Origin of the sequence: Pseudomonas sp. ANT_J28 (genome assembly GCF_008370005.1) — a bacterium.
In the GTDB taxonomy this organism is placed as follows: domain Bacteria; phylum Pseudomonadota; class Gammaproteobacteria; order Pseudomonadales; family Pseudomonadaceae; genus Aquipseudomonas; species Aquipseudomonas frigoris.
This window is the reverse complement of record NZ_VOBM01000020.1, coordinates 29,565-46,380: the sequence shown is the minus strand read 5'-3', so window position 1 is coordinate 46,380 and position 16,816 is coordinate 29,565. Positions and strand designations below refer to the sequence as shown.

The 16,816-nt window shown below is 61.4% G+C and carries 17 protein-coding genes; 13 read left to right on the top strand and 4 right to left on the bottom strand.

Translation table 11 applies throughout. The annotated features are described in order from the left end of the window. Positions 1-382: 382 nt before the first annotated feature. Genes cobJ through cobG form a run of 4 tightly spaced genes read right to left on the bottom strand, consistent with a single transcriptional unit; the run spans position 383 to position 4,743 of the window. Complete coding sequence (cobJ, locus tag FQ187_RS15810; RefSeq protein WP_149630215.1) at positions 383-2,086, bottom strand: precorrin-3B C(17)-methyltransferase; 1,704 nt, start codon at positions 2,084-2,086, stop codon at positions 383-385. Continuing rightward, a complete protein-coding gene (locus tag FQ187_RS15805) occupies positions 2,086-2,817 on the bottom strand; it encodes a precorrin-2 C(20)-methyltransferase (protein WP_149630258.1) in 732 nt (243 codons plus the stop codon). The genes cobJ and FQ187_RS15805 overlap by 1 nt, the downstream gene beginning before the upstream one ends. After that, a complete protein-coding gene (locus FQ187_RS15800; RefSeq protein WP_149630214.1) occupies positions 2,817-3,443 on the bottom strand; it encodes a precorrin-8X methylmutase in 627 nt (208 codons plus the stop codon). The genes FQ187_RS15805 and FQ187_RS15800 overlap by 1 nt, the downstream gene beginning before the upstream one ends. After that, complete coding sequence (gene cobG, locus FQ187_RS15795; protein ID WP_306108654.1) at positions 3,436-4,743, bottom strand: precorrin-3B synthase; 1,308 nt, start codon at positions 4,741-4,743, stop codon at positions 3,436-3,438. Before cobG ends, FQ187_RS15800 begins: the two co-directional genes overlap by 8 nt. Before the next feature lie 144 nt (positions 4,744-4,887). On the opposite strand from cobG, the gene cbiE reads away from it, so the two are divergent. From cbiE to FQ187_RS15730, 13 genes are all read left to right on the top strand, one after another. Continuing rightward, complete coding sequence (cbiE, locus tag FQ187_RS15790; protein ID WP_149630212.1) at positions 4,888-6,099, top strand: precorrin-6y C5,15-methyltransferase (decarboxylating) subunit CbiE; 1,212 nt, start codon at positions 4,888-4,890, stop codon at positions 6,097-6,099. Then, on the top strand, positions 6,092-7,189 hold the full coding sequence (locus FQ187_RS15785; RefSeq protein ID WP_149630211.1) for a cobalt-precorrin-5B (C(1))-methyltransferase: 1,098 nt from the start codon (positions 6,092-6,094) through the stop codon (positions 7,187-7,189). The genes cbiE and FQ187_RS15785 overlap by 8 nt, the downstream gene beginning before the upstream one ends. Next, positions 7,186-7,902 carry a cobalt-precorrin-6A reductase gene (locus tag FQ187_RS15780; RefSeq protein WP_149630210.1) on the top strand — a complete coding sequence of 239 codons (717 nt, stop codon included), beginning with the start codon at positions 7,186-7,188 and terminating at the stop codon, positions 7,900-7,902. The genes FQ187_RS15785 and FQ187_RS15780 overlap by 4 nt, the downstream gene beginning before the upstream one ends. Positions 7,903-8,106: 204 nt before the next feature. Then, positions 8,107-8,409: a type II toxin-antitoxin system RelE/ParE family toxin gene (locus FQ187_RS15775; RefSeq protein WP_149630209.1), complete on the top strand. Its 303-nt coding sequence runs from the start codon at positions 8,107-8,109 to the stop codon at positions 8,407-8,409. Positions 8,410-8,412: 3 nt separating this feature from the next. Beyond that, the gene (locus FQ187_RS15770) at positions 8,413-8,703 is read left to right on the top strand and encodes an addiction module antidote protein (RefSeq protein WP_149630208.1); all 291 of its coding nucleotides are present in this window, start codon (positions 8,413-8,415) and stop codon (positions 8,701-8,703) included. Positions 8,704-8,801: 98 nt separating this feature from the next. Further along, positions 8,802-9,200, top strand: a complete 399-nt coding sequence (locus FQ187_RS15765; protein ID WP_149630207.1) for a DUF2946 domain-containing protein — start codon at positions 8,802-8,804, stop codon at positions 9,198-9,200. A 48-nt stretch (positions 9,201-9,248) separates the two neighbouring features. Then, positions 9,249-9,728 carry a copper chaperone PCu(A)C gene (locus tag FQ187_RS15760; protein ID WP_149630206.1) on the top strand — a complete coding sequence of 160 codons (480 nt, stop codon included), beginning with the start codon at positions 9,249-9,251 and terminating at the stop codon, positions 9,726-9,728. Between the two features lie 20 nt (positions 9,729-9,748). Then, a complete protein-coding gene (locus tag FQ187_RS15755; protein ID WP_149630205.1) occupies positions 9,749-10,183 on the top strand; it encodes a DUF2946 domain-containing protein in 435 nt (144 codons plus the stop codon). Positions 10,184-10,267: 84 nt separating this feature from the next. Then, on the top strand, positions 10,268-12,385 hold the full coding sequence (locus FQ187_RS15750; RefSeq protein WP_149630204.1) for a TonB-dependent copper receptor: 2,118 nt from the start codon (positions 10,268-10,270) through the stop codon (positions 12,383-12,385). Between the two features lie 127 nt (positions 12,386-12,512). Beyond that, positions 12,513-13,892, top strand: coding sequence for a PepSY domain-containing protein (locus FQ187_RS15745; protein WP_149630203.1), 1,380 nt, complete (start codon positions 12,513-12,515; stop codon positions 13,890-13,892). Positions 13,893-14,068: 176 nt separating this feature from the next. Continuing rightward, a complete protein-coding gene (locus FQ187_RS15740; protein ID WP_149630202.1) occupies positions 14,069-14,857 on the top strand; it encodes an ABC transporter ATP-binding protein in 789 nt (262 codons plus the stop codon). After that, entirely contained in the window at positions 14,854-15,801 is a 948-nt protein-coding gene (locus FQ187_RS15735) for an ABC transporter substrate-binding protein (protein ID WP_149630201.1), read from the top strand. Before FQ187_RS15740 ends, FQ187_RS15735 begins: the two co-directional genes overlap by 4 nt. After that, positions 15,798-16,808: an iron ABC transporter permease gene (locus tag FQ187_RS15730; RefSeq protein ID WP_149630200.1), complete on the top strand. Its 1,011-nt coding sequence runs from the start codon at positions 15,798-15,800 to the stop codon at positions 16,806-16,808. The genes FQ187_RS15735 and FQ187_RS15730 overlap by 4 nt, the downstream gene beginning before the upstream one ends. The last annotated feature ends 8 nt before the right edge of the window (positions 16,809-16,816 follow it).

The window sequence follows — 16,816 nt, the reverse complement described above, 5'->3', positions numbered from 1 at the left end:
GAAGACTATTGAGGAAGCAACAAACACCCAACAGCGCCAGCCCTCACCAGACCGGAAAAACACTAATTGATAACAACCAAGACTTCAACTACACACTTAAGCAATTAATTAATTACACTTAACCCATAGAGCAAGTGTAACTATTAATCTTTCGCCCTAACACACACTTACAAACTGCGCACGTCAAGAAGGACCAAGGCCTCTAACGACTGTTTCATAACATGAAAACAACGGAAGTAAAAAAACTTATGCGCGGGCACGACAGTTCAACACTCGCGCCGCCGATTTACGACTTCAATACGAGCGTGTTTCCGGTGTCTTTCAGTGAACAATCTTACGCGGTCGAGGGGCGGTGGCGGTCAGCAGAACTGACCGCCATGGCTTAGCTGGTCGGTTTTTCGCCATACCAACGAGGCGTATACACCCACTCGCCACCCTCGGCACGAGGGAACACGCAGGTGGTGGACGAACCGATCAGCACCATGGTGCGCATGTCCACCTGGTCGGGGGTCAGTTCACCGAGCGTGGTAACCCGTAGCGTCTGGCCAGGACGGCCAATGTCGCGACCCAGCACCACGACCGTTTCCGGCGTGCGATGCCGGCCGACGATTTCCAGTGCCTGGCCCAATTGCCACGGCCGCGCGCGGGAGATCGGGTTGTAGAAGGCCAGCGCCAGATCGGCTTCGGCGGCCAGGTCCAGGCGCTTCTCGATGATCGCCCAGGGCTTGAGGTTGTCCGACAGCGACATCACGCAGAAGTCATGCCCCAGCGGCGCACCGGCCTGCGCAGCGGTCGCCAGCGAAGCGGAAACACCCGGCAGGATTTCCAGATCGACGCTGTGCCAGCTCGGCTCACTCGACTCATGCAACGCTTCAAGCACTGCCGCCGCCATGGCGAACACACCGGGGTCACCGGACGACACCACAATCACCGAACGGCCTTGCGCCGCCAGCTCGAAGGCGTGGCGGGCACGCTGCATTTCTTCGCGGTTGTCAGTGCAATGCAGTACTTGGTCTTCACGGAACGGCCCGGCCATGCGCACGTAGGTTTCGTAGCCGAGTACGTCGGTGGCCCTGGCCAGTTCGGCCTTGACCGCTGGCACCATCAGTTCGGCGGCGCCAGGGCCCAGACCGATGACCGCCAAACGACCGCGTGCACGGCCGATCTGCGCAACGTCTAGCGGCTGAGTGGCCACCGCGATGGCAATGCCGGGATCCGCTGACACGATGTTAGCGTTCGGCACGGTGTGGCGGGACAACTCGCTAACGCCGCCGCTGACCGACGCAAACCGCAGAGGTACACCCAGTTCAAGTGCCGCTTCGCGCAATGCCGTGCTGGCCATGTTCAGATCGCTGGCCAACAGGCAGGCCACCGATTGCACGGCAATTTTCGCTTGATGCAGGGTCGCGCGAATGGCGCCTGGCAGCCCCGTCACCTCATTGCTCACCGCCACCAACACATTGCGCGGGTAAATCATCAATTCATTGGCCGCAGGCGCACGCTCGGCATGGCCGACATGGATCGACAGCTGCGAGTGAGGATCTTGCGGCAACTGCGCCTGCGCCAGCCACGGCGCAGCTCCTTCGACACGTACGCTTTGGCCGGCGAGCAAATCCGAGACGAAGCGCTTGCCCAGTTCCAGATCGCCAAGGGCATAACCGCTGGGTGGATTGAGCAGGCAGGTGCCGAAGCGCAATTCACCGCTGGTGGTGATCGCCGCAGCAACCTCGAGACCGGCGGCAATCTCGCGCGCCATGACGTTCACGCCACCGAGGCCGCCGAGCAGCGGCACCACGGCGCTGCCGTCTTCAGCCACGGCCAGCACTGGCGGCTCGGCGCCTTTTTCCAGCAGTAACGGCGCCAGGGTGCGGATCACAATGCCGGCCGCACACAAGGCGATGATCGGCGTGTCCTGTTGATAGAACTCACGCAAGGTGGCGCCGAACTCGTGATAGACGCGGTCCGCGCCTTCCACCCGATCGGCCAGGCCATGGATCAATGCGCCGGGGTACAGCTGCGCAATCTTGCGCGCGGTCGCGAGGCTGCCATTGCCCAGAATGACAATCGCCGGAACTGGACGGGCCATCAGCCTTGCCACCGTTCGCCCGGCACGATGATCAGCGAGAAGTACGGCGAGGACATCGGCTCGACCTGATCCAGCGGGACGATTTTCTGATTGGCCATGGTCGCGCGCTCAACGTACAACGCACGCTCCGCCAGCCCGAGCTCTTCGAGCACCTGACGGACCTTGGGGAAGTTGCGCCCCAGCTTCATGATCACGGCCGCATCGGCATCGGCGAGACGACGCTTGAGATCGTCGGCGGGCAACACACCCGACAGCACTGACAAACTCTGATTGCGATACACCAGCGGCGCGCCCAGTACCGAGGCGCCGCCGAGCATCGAGCAAACGCCCGGTACGACTTCGGCTTCATAGCGCTCGGCCAGCCGATCGTGCAGGTACATGTAGGAGCCGTAGAAGAACGGATCGCCTTCGCAGATCACCGCCACGTCACGGCCAGCGTCCAGGTGCGCGGCAAGTTCTTCGCCGGCTGCATCGTAGAAATCGCTGATCACTTGTTCATACGACAGCGGCGCCGGCAATGCTTCGGTGGTCACCGGATACACCAGCGGCAGCAGCGTTTGCGCGTCTTGCAAATGCGCCTCGATGATGCCGAAGGCATTGCCCTTTTTGCCCTTGGCGACGAAGTACGCCACCACCGGCGATTCGCGCAGCAGACGCAGGGCTTTGATGGTAATCAGTTCCGGATCACCGGGGCCGACGCCCAGGCCGATCAAACGTCCAGGTTGCTGCATCATTCGATCTCCGTGGCGAGGGCATTGACGGCGGCGGCGGCCATGGCGCTGCCGCCCAGCCGGCCTTGCATGATGACGAAGGGCACGCCGCGGCTGTCCGCCGCGAGCGCTGCCTTGGATTCGGCGGCGCCGACGAAGCCCACCGGGAAGCCGAGGATCAGTGCCGGTTTCGGCGCGCCGGCGTCGAGCATTTCCAACAGATAAAACAGCGCGGTCGGCGCGTTGCCGATCACCACCACGCTGCCTTCCAGGTGCGGGCGCCATAGCTCCAGCGCGGCGGCGGAGCGGGTGTTGCCCAACTCACGGGCCAGCTCCGGAACGCTGTCATCGCGCAGAGTGCAGATGACCTGATTGTTCGCTGGCAAGCGTGTCCGGGTCACGCCTTCGGAAACCATCCGCGCATCACACAGAATCGGCGCACCGGCGGCCAGCGCATCACGTCCGGCCTTGCCCGCGCCTTCGGAAAATTGCAGCCCGTCGATGGCGTTGACCATGCCGCAGGCGTGGATCACACGGACCGCGAGTTTTTCCAGGTCGGCCGGAATACGCTCGAGGTTGGCCTCGGCACGAATGATCGCGAAGGAGTTGCGGTAGATCTCCTGACCGTCGCGGATGTAATCAAGCATCAAGGGGGCTCCGTGAGCGGGCGTCGAGCAAGGCTGCGACCGCTTCAATAGTAAGGTTGCGTGCGTGCAGCGCGCCGAAACCCGGCTGCGCTGCATCGCGAAAATAGAGGTCGTAGTGACCGGGAGAAACCGCCAGCAACGTGATGGGTGCGATGTGTGCGGCGGCGCAGGAACGCTGGCAGCCGGATAGGTGCACGCTTAGTGCCTGGCCGTGACGTTGCAGCAGCGCCGCCAGTTCTCGGGCATCGCCCTTGGTGTCGGCCAGGCCTTTGCCGCACCCGGTCGAGCCGGTGCAGGCGATCAGATGCGCCAAGGCATCGTCGGCCGAGCAACGCAGACCGAGCTGTTCAAGGCTGTGGATAACTTGCGGCGCATCGTCGGCATGAACACCGGGCAATAACAGGCTTTGCCAAGGCGTAAAGCGCAGGCTGCCGTCACCCTGGTCACACGCCAGTTGTGCAACGCCTCTGAGCATCGCGGGATTGAGACGGCCCAGCGGCGGCACCGCACCGATATACACACGCTCGGCCTCACGCTGTGGATGAGCGCCGATGTGCAAGACACCCGGACTTACCTTGCGCTGCCAACCCGTGATGGGCATCAGCGGCACACGCTCGGCCAGACGGGAGAGAAATTCGTCAAGCGAGCATTCAGCGAGCAAATGCCGCATGCGCGTTTGATCGAGACGCGCCAGGTCAAGAAACAACTCAAGCACCGCAACCACCAACGCATGACCCTGTTCCAATGACACCGAGCCAGCAGGCGAATCCACGGGACACCCTGCCAGACCGAATGCAAAAACCAACTCGCCCTCTCGCTCAGTGGCGGACAACCACAGATCATGAGGATGCTCGAGCATCGCCAGACCTTCGCCGCCATCCAGTTGCACGGCAAACTTGGCGCTGAGGTCGTGGAAGCGTTCACGGCTTTGCAGCGTGACGAGGATCTGTTCGGCCAGCGGGCGCGTGTCGAACAGCATCTGCCGATCAATGCCCGCACTCGGGCTGAGCATCAAATTGCGCACATCGTCGCCAGCGGCGGTGCTTGGCCCCAACCCGGCAGCCATCAGGCCATCGATCAAGGCGTCATGTTCACTGCCGATCCCGCGAATTTGCAGATTGGCACGGTTGGTCGCCTCGATTACGCCTGCGGCAAAGCGTTCGGCCGCAATGGCCACCGCTTCGGCCTGACCCGCACTGATCGAACCGCCATTCAACTTGATCCGGCAGATACCGCCGTCCAGCGCCTGGACAATACGCAGCAACCCCGGGCAGGCCGAGGGGCGTAAGGCTAAGGACATCGGGCGTTTGTTCAAGGGGGCGACCGGCTGTGTGGGAAAGGCGCTTAGGGGGCGAAGGCGCGGTATTATGCCTGCTTTGTTCGACGGCATGAAAAGCCTGCCCGTCGGAACAGCTCGTTTGAAGACTATTTTTGAGGACTGCAGATGTCACCCTGGCTGACAGTAGTGGGAATCGGCGAAGACGGCTTCAAGGGCCTGGGCAAAAATGCCCGACACGCCCTGCTGCGCGCTTCGCGGATCATTGGCGGCCAGCGACAACTGGATTTGCTGCCAGCCTGCATCCGAGGCGAGCGGCAGTTGTGGCCCAGTCCTTTCTCCCTTGAACCGGTTCTGGCGCTGCGCGGCGAACCGGTCTGCGTGCTGGCCAGCGGTGATCCGATGTTCTTTGGTGTCGGCGCCAGCCTGGCCCGGCAAGTGCCCGGCGATGAAATGCAGGTACTCCCGGCGCCCTCCTCTTGCTCGCTGGCGGCGGCGCGAATGGGCTGGCCGTTGCAGGAGGTGGTCACGCTTTCGGTGGTTGCTCGTCCCATCGCTGCACTCAATGCGCAGTTGTTCAGCGGTGTTCGCTTGCTGGTGTTGAGCAACGACGGCAAGAGCCCGGCCGCTATTGCTGCGCTGCTGCGTGAACGCGGTTTCGCGGCGAGTCGCCTGACCGTGCTAGAGCATCTGGGCGGTGCAGCCGAACGACGCATCGATGGGGTGGCCAATGACTGGAACGATCCCGCGGTCGCCGATCTGAACCTGATCGCCATCGAATGCATCGCCGAACCCAATACGCCGCGCCTCTCCCGATTGGCCGGTCTGCCGGACTCAGCCTTCAAGCACGACGGCCAACTGACCAAACGCGACGTGCGCGCCCTCACGCTCGCGCGTCTTGGCCCTATCCCCGGCGAACTGCTGTGGGACGTCGGCGCCGGCAGCGGCTCGATCGGCATCGAATGGATGCGCGCGCACCCAAGTTGCCGGGCGCTGGCCATCGAGGCCGATGAAGGTCGGCAACTGTTGATCGAGCACAACCGCGATGCGCTTGGCGTCCCCGGTTTGCAGCTGATTCGCGGCTGTGCGCCGCAGGCCTTGGCCGGGCTCGAACGTCCGGATGCGATTTTCATCGGTGGCGGCGTGACCCGCGAAGGCGTGCTCGACACCTGCTGGGCACAACTCAAACCCGGCGGCCGGCTAATTGCCAACGCGGTTACATTGCAAAGCGAAGTTACCTTGATGGCCTGGCGTGAACGCCACGGCGGTGAGCTGACCCGCATTCACGTCGCTCAGGCCCAGCCGCTCGGGGAGTTCGACACCTGGCGCCAGGCGTTGCCGATTACATTGCTGGACATGACGAAGCCCTTCGATGCGTGACGAAACCGCCGAACAACCCGCACCGCTGCGCAGCGGCCTGACCACGGGCAGCTGCGCCACCGCGACCAGTCTGGCGGCGGCACGTTTGTTATTGAGCGGGATGAGTGCTGATGCCGTCGAGATTGCTTTACCCAAGGGCAAGCAGGTGCAAATGCGCCTGGAGTTTTGCCGACTTATCAACGACGGTGCCGAAGCCGGAACGATCAAGGATGCCGGGGATGATCCTGACGTGACTCACGGCGCATTGCTTTTTTCTCAAGTACGACTGAGTAGTGAACCGGGCATCCGTTTCAACGCCGGTCGTGGCGTCGGCACGGTGACCCGACCGGGGCTGGTGCTGGGTGTCGGCGAGCCGGCGATCAACCCGGTGCCACGCAAGATGATCACCGACCACTTGACCCTGCTGGCCGACGAACTCGGCTACAGCGGCGGCTTTGAGGTCACCGTCAACGTCGAGGACGGCGAGGCGCTGGCGCTGAAAACCATGAACCCGCGCCTGGGGATTCTTGGCGGGCTGTCGATCCTCGGCACCAGCGGCATCGTCCGGCCGTTTTCCTGTGCGGCCTACATCGCCTCGATTCATCAAGGCATCGACGTGGCAAAAACCAACGGCTACCTGCACATCGCCGCGTGCACTGGCAATGCCAGCGAAGACACCATGCGCCGGGTCTACGGCTTGCCGGAAATCGCCCTGATCGAAATGGGCGACTTCGTCGGCGCAGTGCTCAAACATCTGCGCAAAGTGCCTGTGGATAAACTCAGCCTCTGCGGTGGTTTCGGCAAGATCAGCAAACTGGCGGCCGGGCACATGGATTTGCACAGCCGGCATTCGAGCATCGACCTGCCGCAACTGGCCGAGTGGGCGGCTGCGATTGGCGCCGATGAGGCGTTGCAGCAAGGTATTCGCGAGGCCAACACCAGCCAGCAAGCCTTGGCAATGGCCAGCGCTGCCGGGATCGCCCTGGGTGATGCGGTGTGTCAGCACGCCTTGGAGTTTGCCCGCAGCGTGGTGCCGGCGCAGGTTCAAGTCGAAGTATTCGCCATCGATCGCCAGGGCGGGATTGTTGGCCATGCGGGAGCGTTTCAATGAAGCGCGTGTTGTTGCTGGGTGGCGTGACGGAAGCCTTGGCCATCGCCCGGACCCTCGGGTCAGAACACATCTATAGCCTGGCCGGCGTCGGGCGCGTACCGACGGATTTGACCTGTCAGGTCCGCGTCGGTGGATACGGCGGTGCCGAAGGTCTGGCGCAGTTCATTCGGGACGAAGGGATCGACCTGCTCCTGGACGCAACTCATCCCTATGCCGCACAAATCAGCCAGAACGCAGCGACTGCTGCACGGTTGAGCAGCATTGCATGCTGGGCGTTAAGGCGTCCAGCCTGGCAACCACAGGCCGGGGATGACTGGCGAGATGTCAGCGACTGGGCCGAGTTGATCGAAGCGCTGAAACCGTTCCGGCGACCGCTGTTCACCCTCGGCCGCGAACCGTTGCAGCACCTGCACGAAATTCCGTCAGAGCAATTCTGGACCTTGCGTGCACTGGACGTTTACCCCGGTAACGAACGCTGCGAAGTGATTGGCGCGCGTGGGCCGTTTCTGATTGAAGATGAACGTGAGCTGTTTGAACGTCGGCAGATTGATGTGCTGATCAGCAAGAACAGCGGCAGCACCGCGACCGAGCCGAAGCTGGAAGTGGCACGGGAGCGTGGGGTGCCGGTGATTGTTTTGCAGCGTCCGGTGTTGCCGTCGGTTGATCGGGAGTTTGGGTCGGTGAGTGAAGCACTGAAAGCCCTATCGGTGTAAGACAATTCCTGAGATATCCATAACCTTGCAACTTTGCCGGCAACACTCTCGGACGGAGCCGGCTATCCACTCTATGGCTTCAATCCTATAGTCCGAGCCCTCTGATCCTAACAAGCACACCCACCTTACATCCTAAGGGACGACTAAATTCGCTCCGAGGAACGTGCGGCTTGCCAACCTGTATCCCAAGGAATACGATCAAGCATGATCGACTTCGAACGATCCCGTGCATTTGCCGATTGGCTTGATTCACTGAGAGACGTCATTGGCAAAGTTCGAGTCATCGCTAGGCTCCGAGCTGCCGAGCATGGAAATTTTGGTGATTGCGAACCGGTAGGCGGAACTGTTTATGAAATGCGTGTGCATTACGGTCCCGGCTACAGGATGTATTTCACCCGCCGAAGTGAAGTGGTTTACCTGCTGCTGGTGGGAGGTGACAAGTCGACTCAAAAACGAGACATAAAACGCGCAATTCAAATGGCGCAAAACATCGGTAATGAGGAGTAAATCATGGCCGAACAATTCACCCGTTTCGATGCCGCCGAATTTCTAAAAACACCGGAAGAAATGGCCGCCTACCTGGACGCCTGTTTTGAAGAGGATGCTGGCGACGGAGTGCTCATACGCGCAGCCCTTAACGACATAGCCCGAGCAAAGGGCATGACACAGATTGCCCGTGATGCAGGCCTGGGTCGTGAAAGTCTGTACAAAGCATTGGGCAGCACTGGCAATCCGGAATTCGCGACTATCATGAAGGTTATGAAAGCTTTGGGTCTGCGCTTGCACGCCAGCACTCTCTGATTGCACTGCGACACCACACCGCACGCCGCTTTTTTACTTATCGGCCCTGATCAGGCTAAATAGCCGCGCCTGTTCGCCCACCCAACCGGATTTGTCCCATGTCCCGACAACGGCTCGCATTTGCCTGGATCGCCTGCTTCGCAGTGCTGTTCAACATGCTCGCCATGCCGATGACAGGAGCGATGACGCAGACGGCGAAATCGCCTGCCGAGCAGTTGTTGTGGGGCAGTTTCTGTTCTTCCAGCGGCACCAGGATGGTGGCCATTTCCCTGGGCGATATCGAACAGAAAGCCCCGCAGAGTGACGAACACTCCAACATGCAACATTGCTGGTGCTGCTCAGGTTCCGCGCCACTGGTGGCGTTGCCCGGGCACATGCCGCAACTGTATTTCGCGCGTTTCGAGGCCAATCGAAGCCTGCCTCACGCCTCTCTCGATACACCGACACCGCGCCAGCAATGGCCAAGTCTTAATCCCCGCGCTTCCCCTCTGGTGTGATTCCTTCTCGCAATTGACCTGCGTTTTGAATCGTTCTGGAGAACTGCCATGTTGAACAAACTCATCGTTCTGGCTGTGTTGCTGCTGCCTGCCTGTTTTGCCAATGCCCACGAATACAAGGCCGGGGAGCTGGAAATCGCTCATCCGTGGTCGCAAGAGTTGCCGCCCAACGCACCAACGGTCGCGGCGTATTTCGTGATTCACAACGGCGGCAAAACGGCCGACCGACTGCTCAGCGTCGACTCGCCGATTGCAGGCGAAGCCCAGTTGCACGAGCACGTAATGCAAAACGATCTGATGAAAATGCAGCAGGTGCCGAGCGTCGACATTCCTGCCGGTGGCAACGTCACCTTTGCGCCGATGGCCTACCACGTGATGCTGGTAAACCTGAAAGACCGCAGCCTGTTGAGCGACGGCAAACACTTCCCGCTGACGATGCATTTCGAAAAATCCGGTGACGTGACGGTCGACGTCTCGGTGCAAAAGAAGCCACCGGAAGGCATGCAGATGCACGCCCACGCCCAGTAATCGACTGAGCAAAAACGTCCATGCGCCCGCTTAGCGCCAGGTCATCCGCACACCGCCGTCAGCCATTGAGCCTGACGCGCGGCAGTTGGATCAGCCTGTTCGCCATGTTGATGATCTTTATCGGCCCGCTGATTTCTCAGTCGATGCCGATGGATCAACGCGCCTCCATGTCGATGGACATGAGCATGGACATGTCGGCAATGGATCACGCCGACCACGGCGCACAACCCGCTGCCGAACACTGCCCGCCAAAAGCCTCACATCACGCGTTCTGGGAAAAATGCGGCTATTGCAGCCTGCTGTTCAATTGCCCGGCGCTGACCGGCGGCCAGTCCTTCGTTGCATTCGACACGCCAAAAGCCACCACTTTCACCACGCCTTCCCCTCGCCTGGGCCACGCCCGGCAAACCTTCTTCCCCGGCGCCCGCACCCGCGCCCCGCCCATCGACGCGTAAACCCTCACATCCGATCTCACACGGTTTAGAAGACAGCCGCAGGCTGCCGGCCGTGTCGTTTACGACTGTTCGATGGAAATTGTCATGTCCAGGTTTTCTGCTGACACACGCTTGAGCGCTGCCCAAGCTTCTTTTGCCCCGAACGAATCCAGTATTCGTTTCAGGCACGCCACCGCCTTCCTTTGCGGTGCCCTGCTGACACCGATGGTATTGGCCGATGAACACGCCGGTCACAGCGAAGAACTGAGCCCGACGGTGATCACCGCCATCGCGCCGAGTTCGCCACTGACCATCGTCACCAATCCCAAGGACCCACGCCAACCGGTGCCGGCCAGCGACGGTGGCGATTACCTGAAAACCATCCCTGGCTTCGCCCTGGTGCGCAATGGCGGCACCAACGGCGACCCGGTGCTGCGCGGCATGTTCGGTTCGCGGTTGAACATACTCACCAACGGCGGCCAGTTGCTCGGCGCCTGCCCCGGCCGAATGGACGCTCCGACCTCATACATCTCACCGGAAACCTACGACAAACTGACCGTCATCAAAGGCCCGCAAACCGTGCTCTGGGGACCGGGGGCGTCGGCCGGGACCATCCTCTTCGACCGTGAGCCGGAAAGCTTTGGTGAACTCGGCACGCGGGTGAACGCCAGCGTGCTGGCTGGCTCCAACGGGCGTTTCGACAAAGTGCTGGACGCTGCTGCCGGCGGGCCATTGGGTTACGTGCGAGTGATCGGCAACACCGCGCATGCCGACGACTACCAGGACGGCAACAACGACACTGTGCCGTCGCGCTACGACAAGTGGAATGGCGACGTCGCGGTGGGCTGGACCCCGGACGCCGACACCCTGCTGGAACTCACCGCCGGCAAGGGCGATGGCGAAGCGCGTTACGCGGGACGCGGCATGGACGGTTCGCAGTTCAAGCGCGAAAGCCTGGGCCTGCGGCTCGAGAAGTCGAACATCGGCGATGTGCTGGACAAGGTCGAGGCGCAGATCTACTACAACTATGCCGACCACGTGATGGACAACTACACCCTGCGCACGCCGTCCGGCACCGGAATGATGGCCGGCCCGATGGCCTCCAACGTCGACCGTCGAACCCTCGGCGCACGGATCAAAGCCACCTGGCACTGGGCCGATGTGCAGTTGATCAGCGGCATCGACGCGCAAACCAGCGAACATCGCCAGCGCAGCGCCATGGGCATCGACGTCTACAAGGACTTGCCGCGCAACAAGGACGCCGACTTCCACAACTACGGCGTGTTCAGCGAATTGACCTGGTACGCCGCCGACCGTGACCGGCTGATTACCGGCGCGCGACTGGACCGTGCTTCGGCCAAGGATTACCGGCAGACCATTGGCTCGGGAATGATGACCCGCGCCAACCCGACTGCCGACGACACCCGTGCCGACACCCTGCCAAGCGGCTTCGTCCGTTACGAGCATGACCTGGCTGACAGTCCGGCCACGCTGTATGCCGGCCTCGGTCACACCCAGCGTTTCCCGGATTACTGGGAGCTGTTTTCGCCCAAGTCGGGCCCCGCCGGCTCGGTGAATGCTTTCGATGCGATCAAGCCTGAAAAAACCACCCAGCTCGACTTCGGCCTGCAATACAAGACCGAAGACCTCGAAGCCTGGGCCTCGGGTTACGTCGGGCAGGTGCGCGACTACATCCTGTTCAACTACACGCCCGGGATGATGGGCATGACCTCGCAAGCACAAAACATCGACGCGCGAATCATGGGCGGCGAATTGGGTGCGGCCTACAAGCTGACCAGCAACTGGAAAGCCGATGCGACCCTGGCCTACGCCTGGGGCAAAAACAGTAGCGATGGCAACGCACTGCCGCAAATGCCGCCGCTGGACGCACGTTTCGGACTGACCTACAGCGAAGACAACTGGAGCGCCGGGGCCTTGTGGCGGGTGGTTGCGGCGCAAAACCGCATCGACCAGAACAAGGGCAACGTCGTTGGCAAGGACTTCGACAAGACCTCGGGGTTTGGCGTGTTCTCGCTCAACGGTGCCTATCGGATTAACAAAAATTGGAAGGTCAGCAGCGGCGTCGACAACCTGTTCGGCAAGGCGTACGCCGAGCACTTGAACCTGGCCGGCAACGCCGGTTTCGGCTACCCGGCCAATGACCCGCAAGCCATTAAAGAACCGGGGCGCACGCTCTGGACCAAAGTGGACATGAGTTTTTAAGAGCATCGCGAGCAAGCTCGCTCCCACATGGACAGTGTTGAACCTGTGGGAGCGAGCTTGCTCGCGAATGACTGCGCAGCAGTCACCAGACAACAACAAAAGATCCAAGCCAAGCGGAGCACAACCGATGAAACAGCCCAAACCGAATTTCTACAACCTGGCCTGGCGCTGGCATTTTTATGCCGGTCTGTTCGTCGCGCCTTTCATGGTGATGCTGGCCCTGACCGGCATCATTTACCTGTTCAAGCCGCAACTCGACCCGTTGATGTACGGTAGCCTTTTGAACGTCCCGGCCGGGCATCACAGTGTCCCGGCCGATGACCTGCTCAAGCGGGTGAAAGAGGCTTATCCACAAGCCACGATCAAGCAGTATTTGCCACCGATCAACGCCGAACGCAGCGCGCAATTTGTCGTGATCAATGGCGGTAACGAGCTCAACGTATTCGTCGACCCCTACCACGGCGATGTCCTCGGCGAGCAAGACGCGAAGAAGAATCTGCAAGCCGTTGCGCGAGCAATTCATGGCGAATTGATGATCGGCACCGCCGGTGATCGACTGATCGAACTGGCCGCCGGCTGGGGCGTGGTGTTAGTGGTCTCCGGCGTCTTTCTGTGGTGGCCGCGTGGCCAGGCGGCCGGCATCCTGTGGCCACGCTTGAGCAGTCGCGGTCGCGTGCTTTGGCGTGACCTGCACGCGGTGACCGGATTCTGGGGCGCGTCGTTGCTGCTGGTGATGCTGCTCAGCGGCATGACCTGGACCGGGTTCTGGGGCAAGCAATACGCCGAAGTGTGGAATGTCTTTCCGGCAGCGATGTGGGATGACGTGCCCAAGTCCGATGTCGAGGCCCGCAGCCTCAACACCGCCACCCGCCAGACCGTGCCTTGGGCGATGGAAAACACACCGATGCCGATGTCCGGCGACCACGCCGAACACATGGCCCACGGTGGCGCGCAAACGGGCCCCGCCGCGCCGACCATCAGCTTGCAAGACGTGCAGAACATCGCTGCGCAACGCCAGGTCGAACCGGGCTACAGCATCACCTTGCCGACCACGGCGACTGGCGTGTTCACCATCGCGGTGTTCGCCGACGACCCGCGCAACGACGCCACGCTGCATGTGGATCGATACACCGGCGACGTCCTCGCCGACGTGCGCTACGCGCAATACGGCGCCGTCGCCCGCGCGACGGAAATCGGCGTGATGCTGCACGAAGGTAAAATGTTCGGTGCGTTCAATCAGATCATTGTGCTGCTGATCTGCCTGATGATTCTGCTCAGCGCCGTCAGCGGCGTGGTGATCTGGTGGAAGCGCCGTCCACAAGGAAAATTCGGTGTTCCGCCGCTGCGCCACGACCTGCCGAAATGGAAAACCGCGATGGTCATCATGTTCGCACTGGCGGTGGCGTTTCCATTGGTGGGCGCGTCCTTGGTGGTGGTCTGGCTGCTGGATCGGGTGCTGCTGTCGCGATTCAATCGGCAAACTGAATCGGCCTCACCTTCATCATGAAACAGGCGAGATGCGCGGTTTAGAGGGACCTGTAGACTTCCCGCGCTTATCTCCCGGCCGACTTCAAAGGCCCCTTCGCGAGCAAGCCCGCTCCCACATTTGACCGCGTTCTAATGTGGGAGCGGGCTTGCTCGCGAAGGCGTCATCAGCCGCACCAAAAATCTCAGAGTTAATGCATGACCTCGCTGAACCTCACGAACCTCGCCTGGACACCCTTGGGCCACGGCCATTGCCATCACCAGTTCCAACTGCGTGATGCAACCTTGCACGTGCTCCCCGGTGAGTTTGTCGGTTTGATCGGCCCCAACGGCAGCGGCAAAACCAGCCTGCTGCGCTGTGCCTGGCGCTTCAGCAAACCCGAGGCCGGCGAGGTCAAGCTCGACCACCACAACGTCTGGAAGCAATCCTCGCGCTGGTGCGCGCAACGCATCGCCGTTGTCCTGCAGGAATTCCCCGACGCCTTCGGCCTGACCGTCGACGAAGTCGTCGCCATGGGCCGCACACCGCACAAAGGTCTGTTCGACGGCGACACCCTGGAGGACAGAAAACTCGCAACCCAGGCCCTGGAATCAGTCGGTCTGAAAGGCTTCGAGGATCATGCCTTCGCCACCCTCTCCGGCGGTGAAAAACAGCGCGTGATCCTCGCCCGCGCCCTGGCTCAGCAACCGCAAATGCTGATCCTAGACGAGCCGACCAATCACCTCGACCCGCGTTATCAGCTCGAACTGCTGCAACGGGTCAAACGCCTGAAAATCGGCACCCTGGCGAGCATCCACGACCTGAACCTGGCGGCTGCTTTCTGCGATCGGCTGTACGTGATCAATCACGGCCGCATCGTCGCCAGCGGCACGCCCAAAGCAGTCCTGACCGCCCCACTGCTGCGCGACGTGTTTGGCGTCGAAGCGCTGATCGATGAACATCCTTTGCACGGCTACCCACGAATCACCTGGATAACTCAACCATGACTTTGCGTTCCCTGCTTTGCGCCGCTGTGTTGCTGGGCAATGCCCAAGCATTTGCCGAGGCCACTCACTACCCGTTGACCGTGCAGAGCTGCAACCGCGAAGTGACCTTCAAGCAAGCGCCGAAACACGCGGTCAGCCACGACATCAACATGACCCAGATGATGCTCGCCCTCGGCCTGAAACCCAGCATGGCCGGGTATAGCGGTGTGACCGGCTGGAAGTCGGTCACGCCCCAGATGCAGACCATCCTCGATGGCTTGCCGGAGCTGGCGGCCAAGTACCCGTCGGTGGAAACCCTGCTCAACGCCAACGTCGATTTCTTCTTCGCCGGTTGGGATTACGGCATGCGCGTGGGGGGTGACCTGACGCCGCAAACGTTGCAACCGCTGGGCATCAATGTCTACGAGCTGACCGAGTCCTGCGCGTTCGTGATGAAGCGTCCGCCGGCCAGTCTGGAAGACACCTACAACGACCTGCGCAACCTCGGCAAAATCTTTGACGTGCAGGATCGCGCCAACGACTTGATCGCCCAGATGCAGGCGCAAGTCGCCCAAGTGCGCAAGGACCTGCCGGCAGATAAACCTCGCGTCTTCCTCTATGACAGCGGTGAAGACCGCGCCATGACCTCCGGCCGCCTCGGTATGCCGCAAGCGCTGATCGACGCCGCTGGCGGGCGTAATATTCTGGATGACGTCGAAGCGAGTTGGACCCGGGTCAACTGGGAGAACGTGGTCGAGCGTAATCCGCAGGTGATCGTGATCGTCGACTACGGCGAAGTCACCGCCGAACAGAAAGAGCAATTTCTGCTCAACAACAAGGCGCTGCAATCGGTGGATGCGATCAAGAACCAGCGCTTCATCGTGATTCCGTATGTGCAGGCCACGCCGGGTATCGACAACGTGCTGGCAGTTGAAACCCTGGCCAAGGGTTTCCACGGCGAATGATCAATCGTCGCTACGCCTTGTTGCTGATTGCCCTCGGTGCGCTGTTGCTGGTGTCGTGCGTGGTGTCGCTGGGCTTCGGTCCGGCGCGGGTGCCGGTGGATGTGGTGTGGCGGATTGTGTTGCACAAGATTTTCGGTTTCGGCGTGCCGGACTGGGCCGCCGGGCAGGAACACATCGTCTGGCTGATTCGTGTGCCGCGCATGCTATTGGGTGCGTTGGTGGGCGCCGGGCTCGCGCTGATCGGTGCGGTGCTGCAAGCGGTGACGCGCAACCCGCTGGCCGACCCGCATTTGCTCGGGGTCACCTCAGGCGCCACCCTAGGCGCGGTAATCGTAGTGCTGCATGTGGGTGAAATCGTCGGCTTGCTGACCTTGCCGATCGCGGCGTTTATCGGCGCGATGCTGAGCATGTTGATCGTGCTGATCATCGCCAACCGCAACGGACGGCTGGACAGTGATCGGCTGCTGCTGTGCGGCGTGGCGGTGTCCTTCGTGATGATGGCGATCGCCAATCTGCTGCTGTTTCTCGGCGATCACCGCGCGAGTTCGGCGGTGATGTTCTGGATGCTCGGTGGGCTCGGGTTGGCGCGTTGGGAGTTGCTGGCCGTGCCGGCGGCCAGCGTGTTGCTAGGGTTGGTGTTGTTGCTGGGAATGGCTCGACCGTTGAACGCGTTGATGGCAGGTGAACAGACAGCGGTGACCCTCGGGCTCAATGCGCGCACCGTGCGATTGCGGGTGTTTTTGATTGCCTCGCTAATGACTGGGGTGCTGGTGTCGATCAGCGGATCTATCGGGTTTGTCGGGCTGATGGTGCCGCACATTGCGCGGCGGTTGGTCGGGGCGGAGCATCGGCGTTTGCTGCCGGTGTGCGTGTTGTTGGGCAGTGTTTTCCTGGTGTGGGTGGATGTCGCGGCACGCACCCTGATCACCCCCGAGGACTTGCCTATTGGCGTGGCCACAGCGGCGATTGGTGGATTGTTTTTTATCGGGCTGATGCGTAAACGCTGACACCAGGC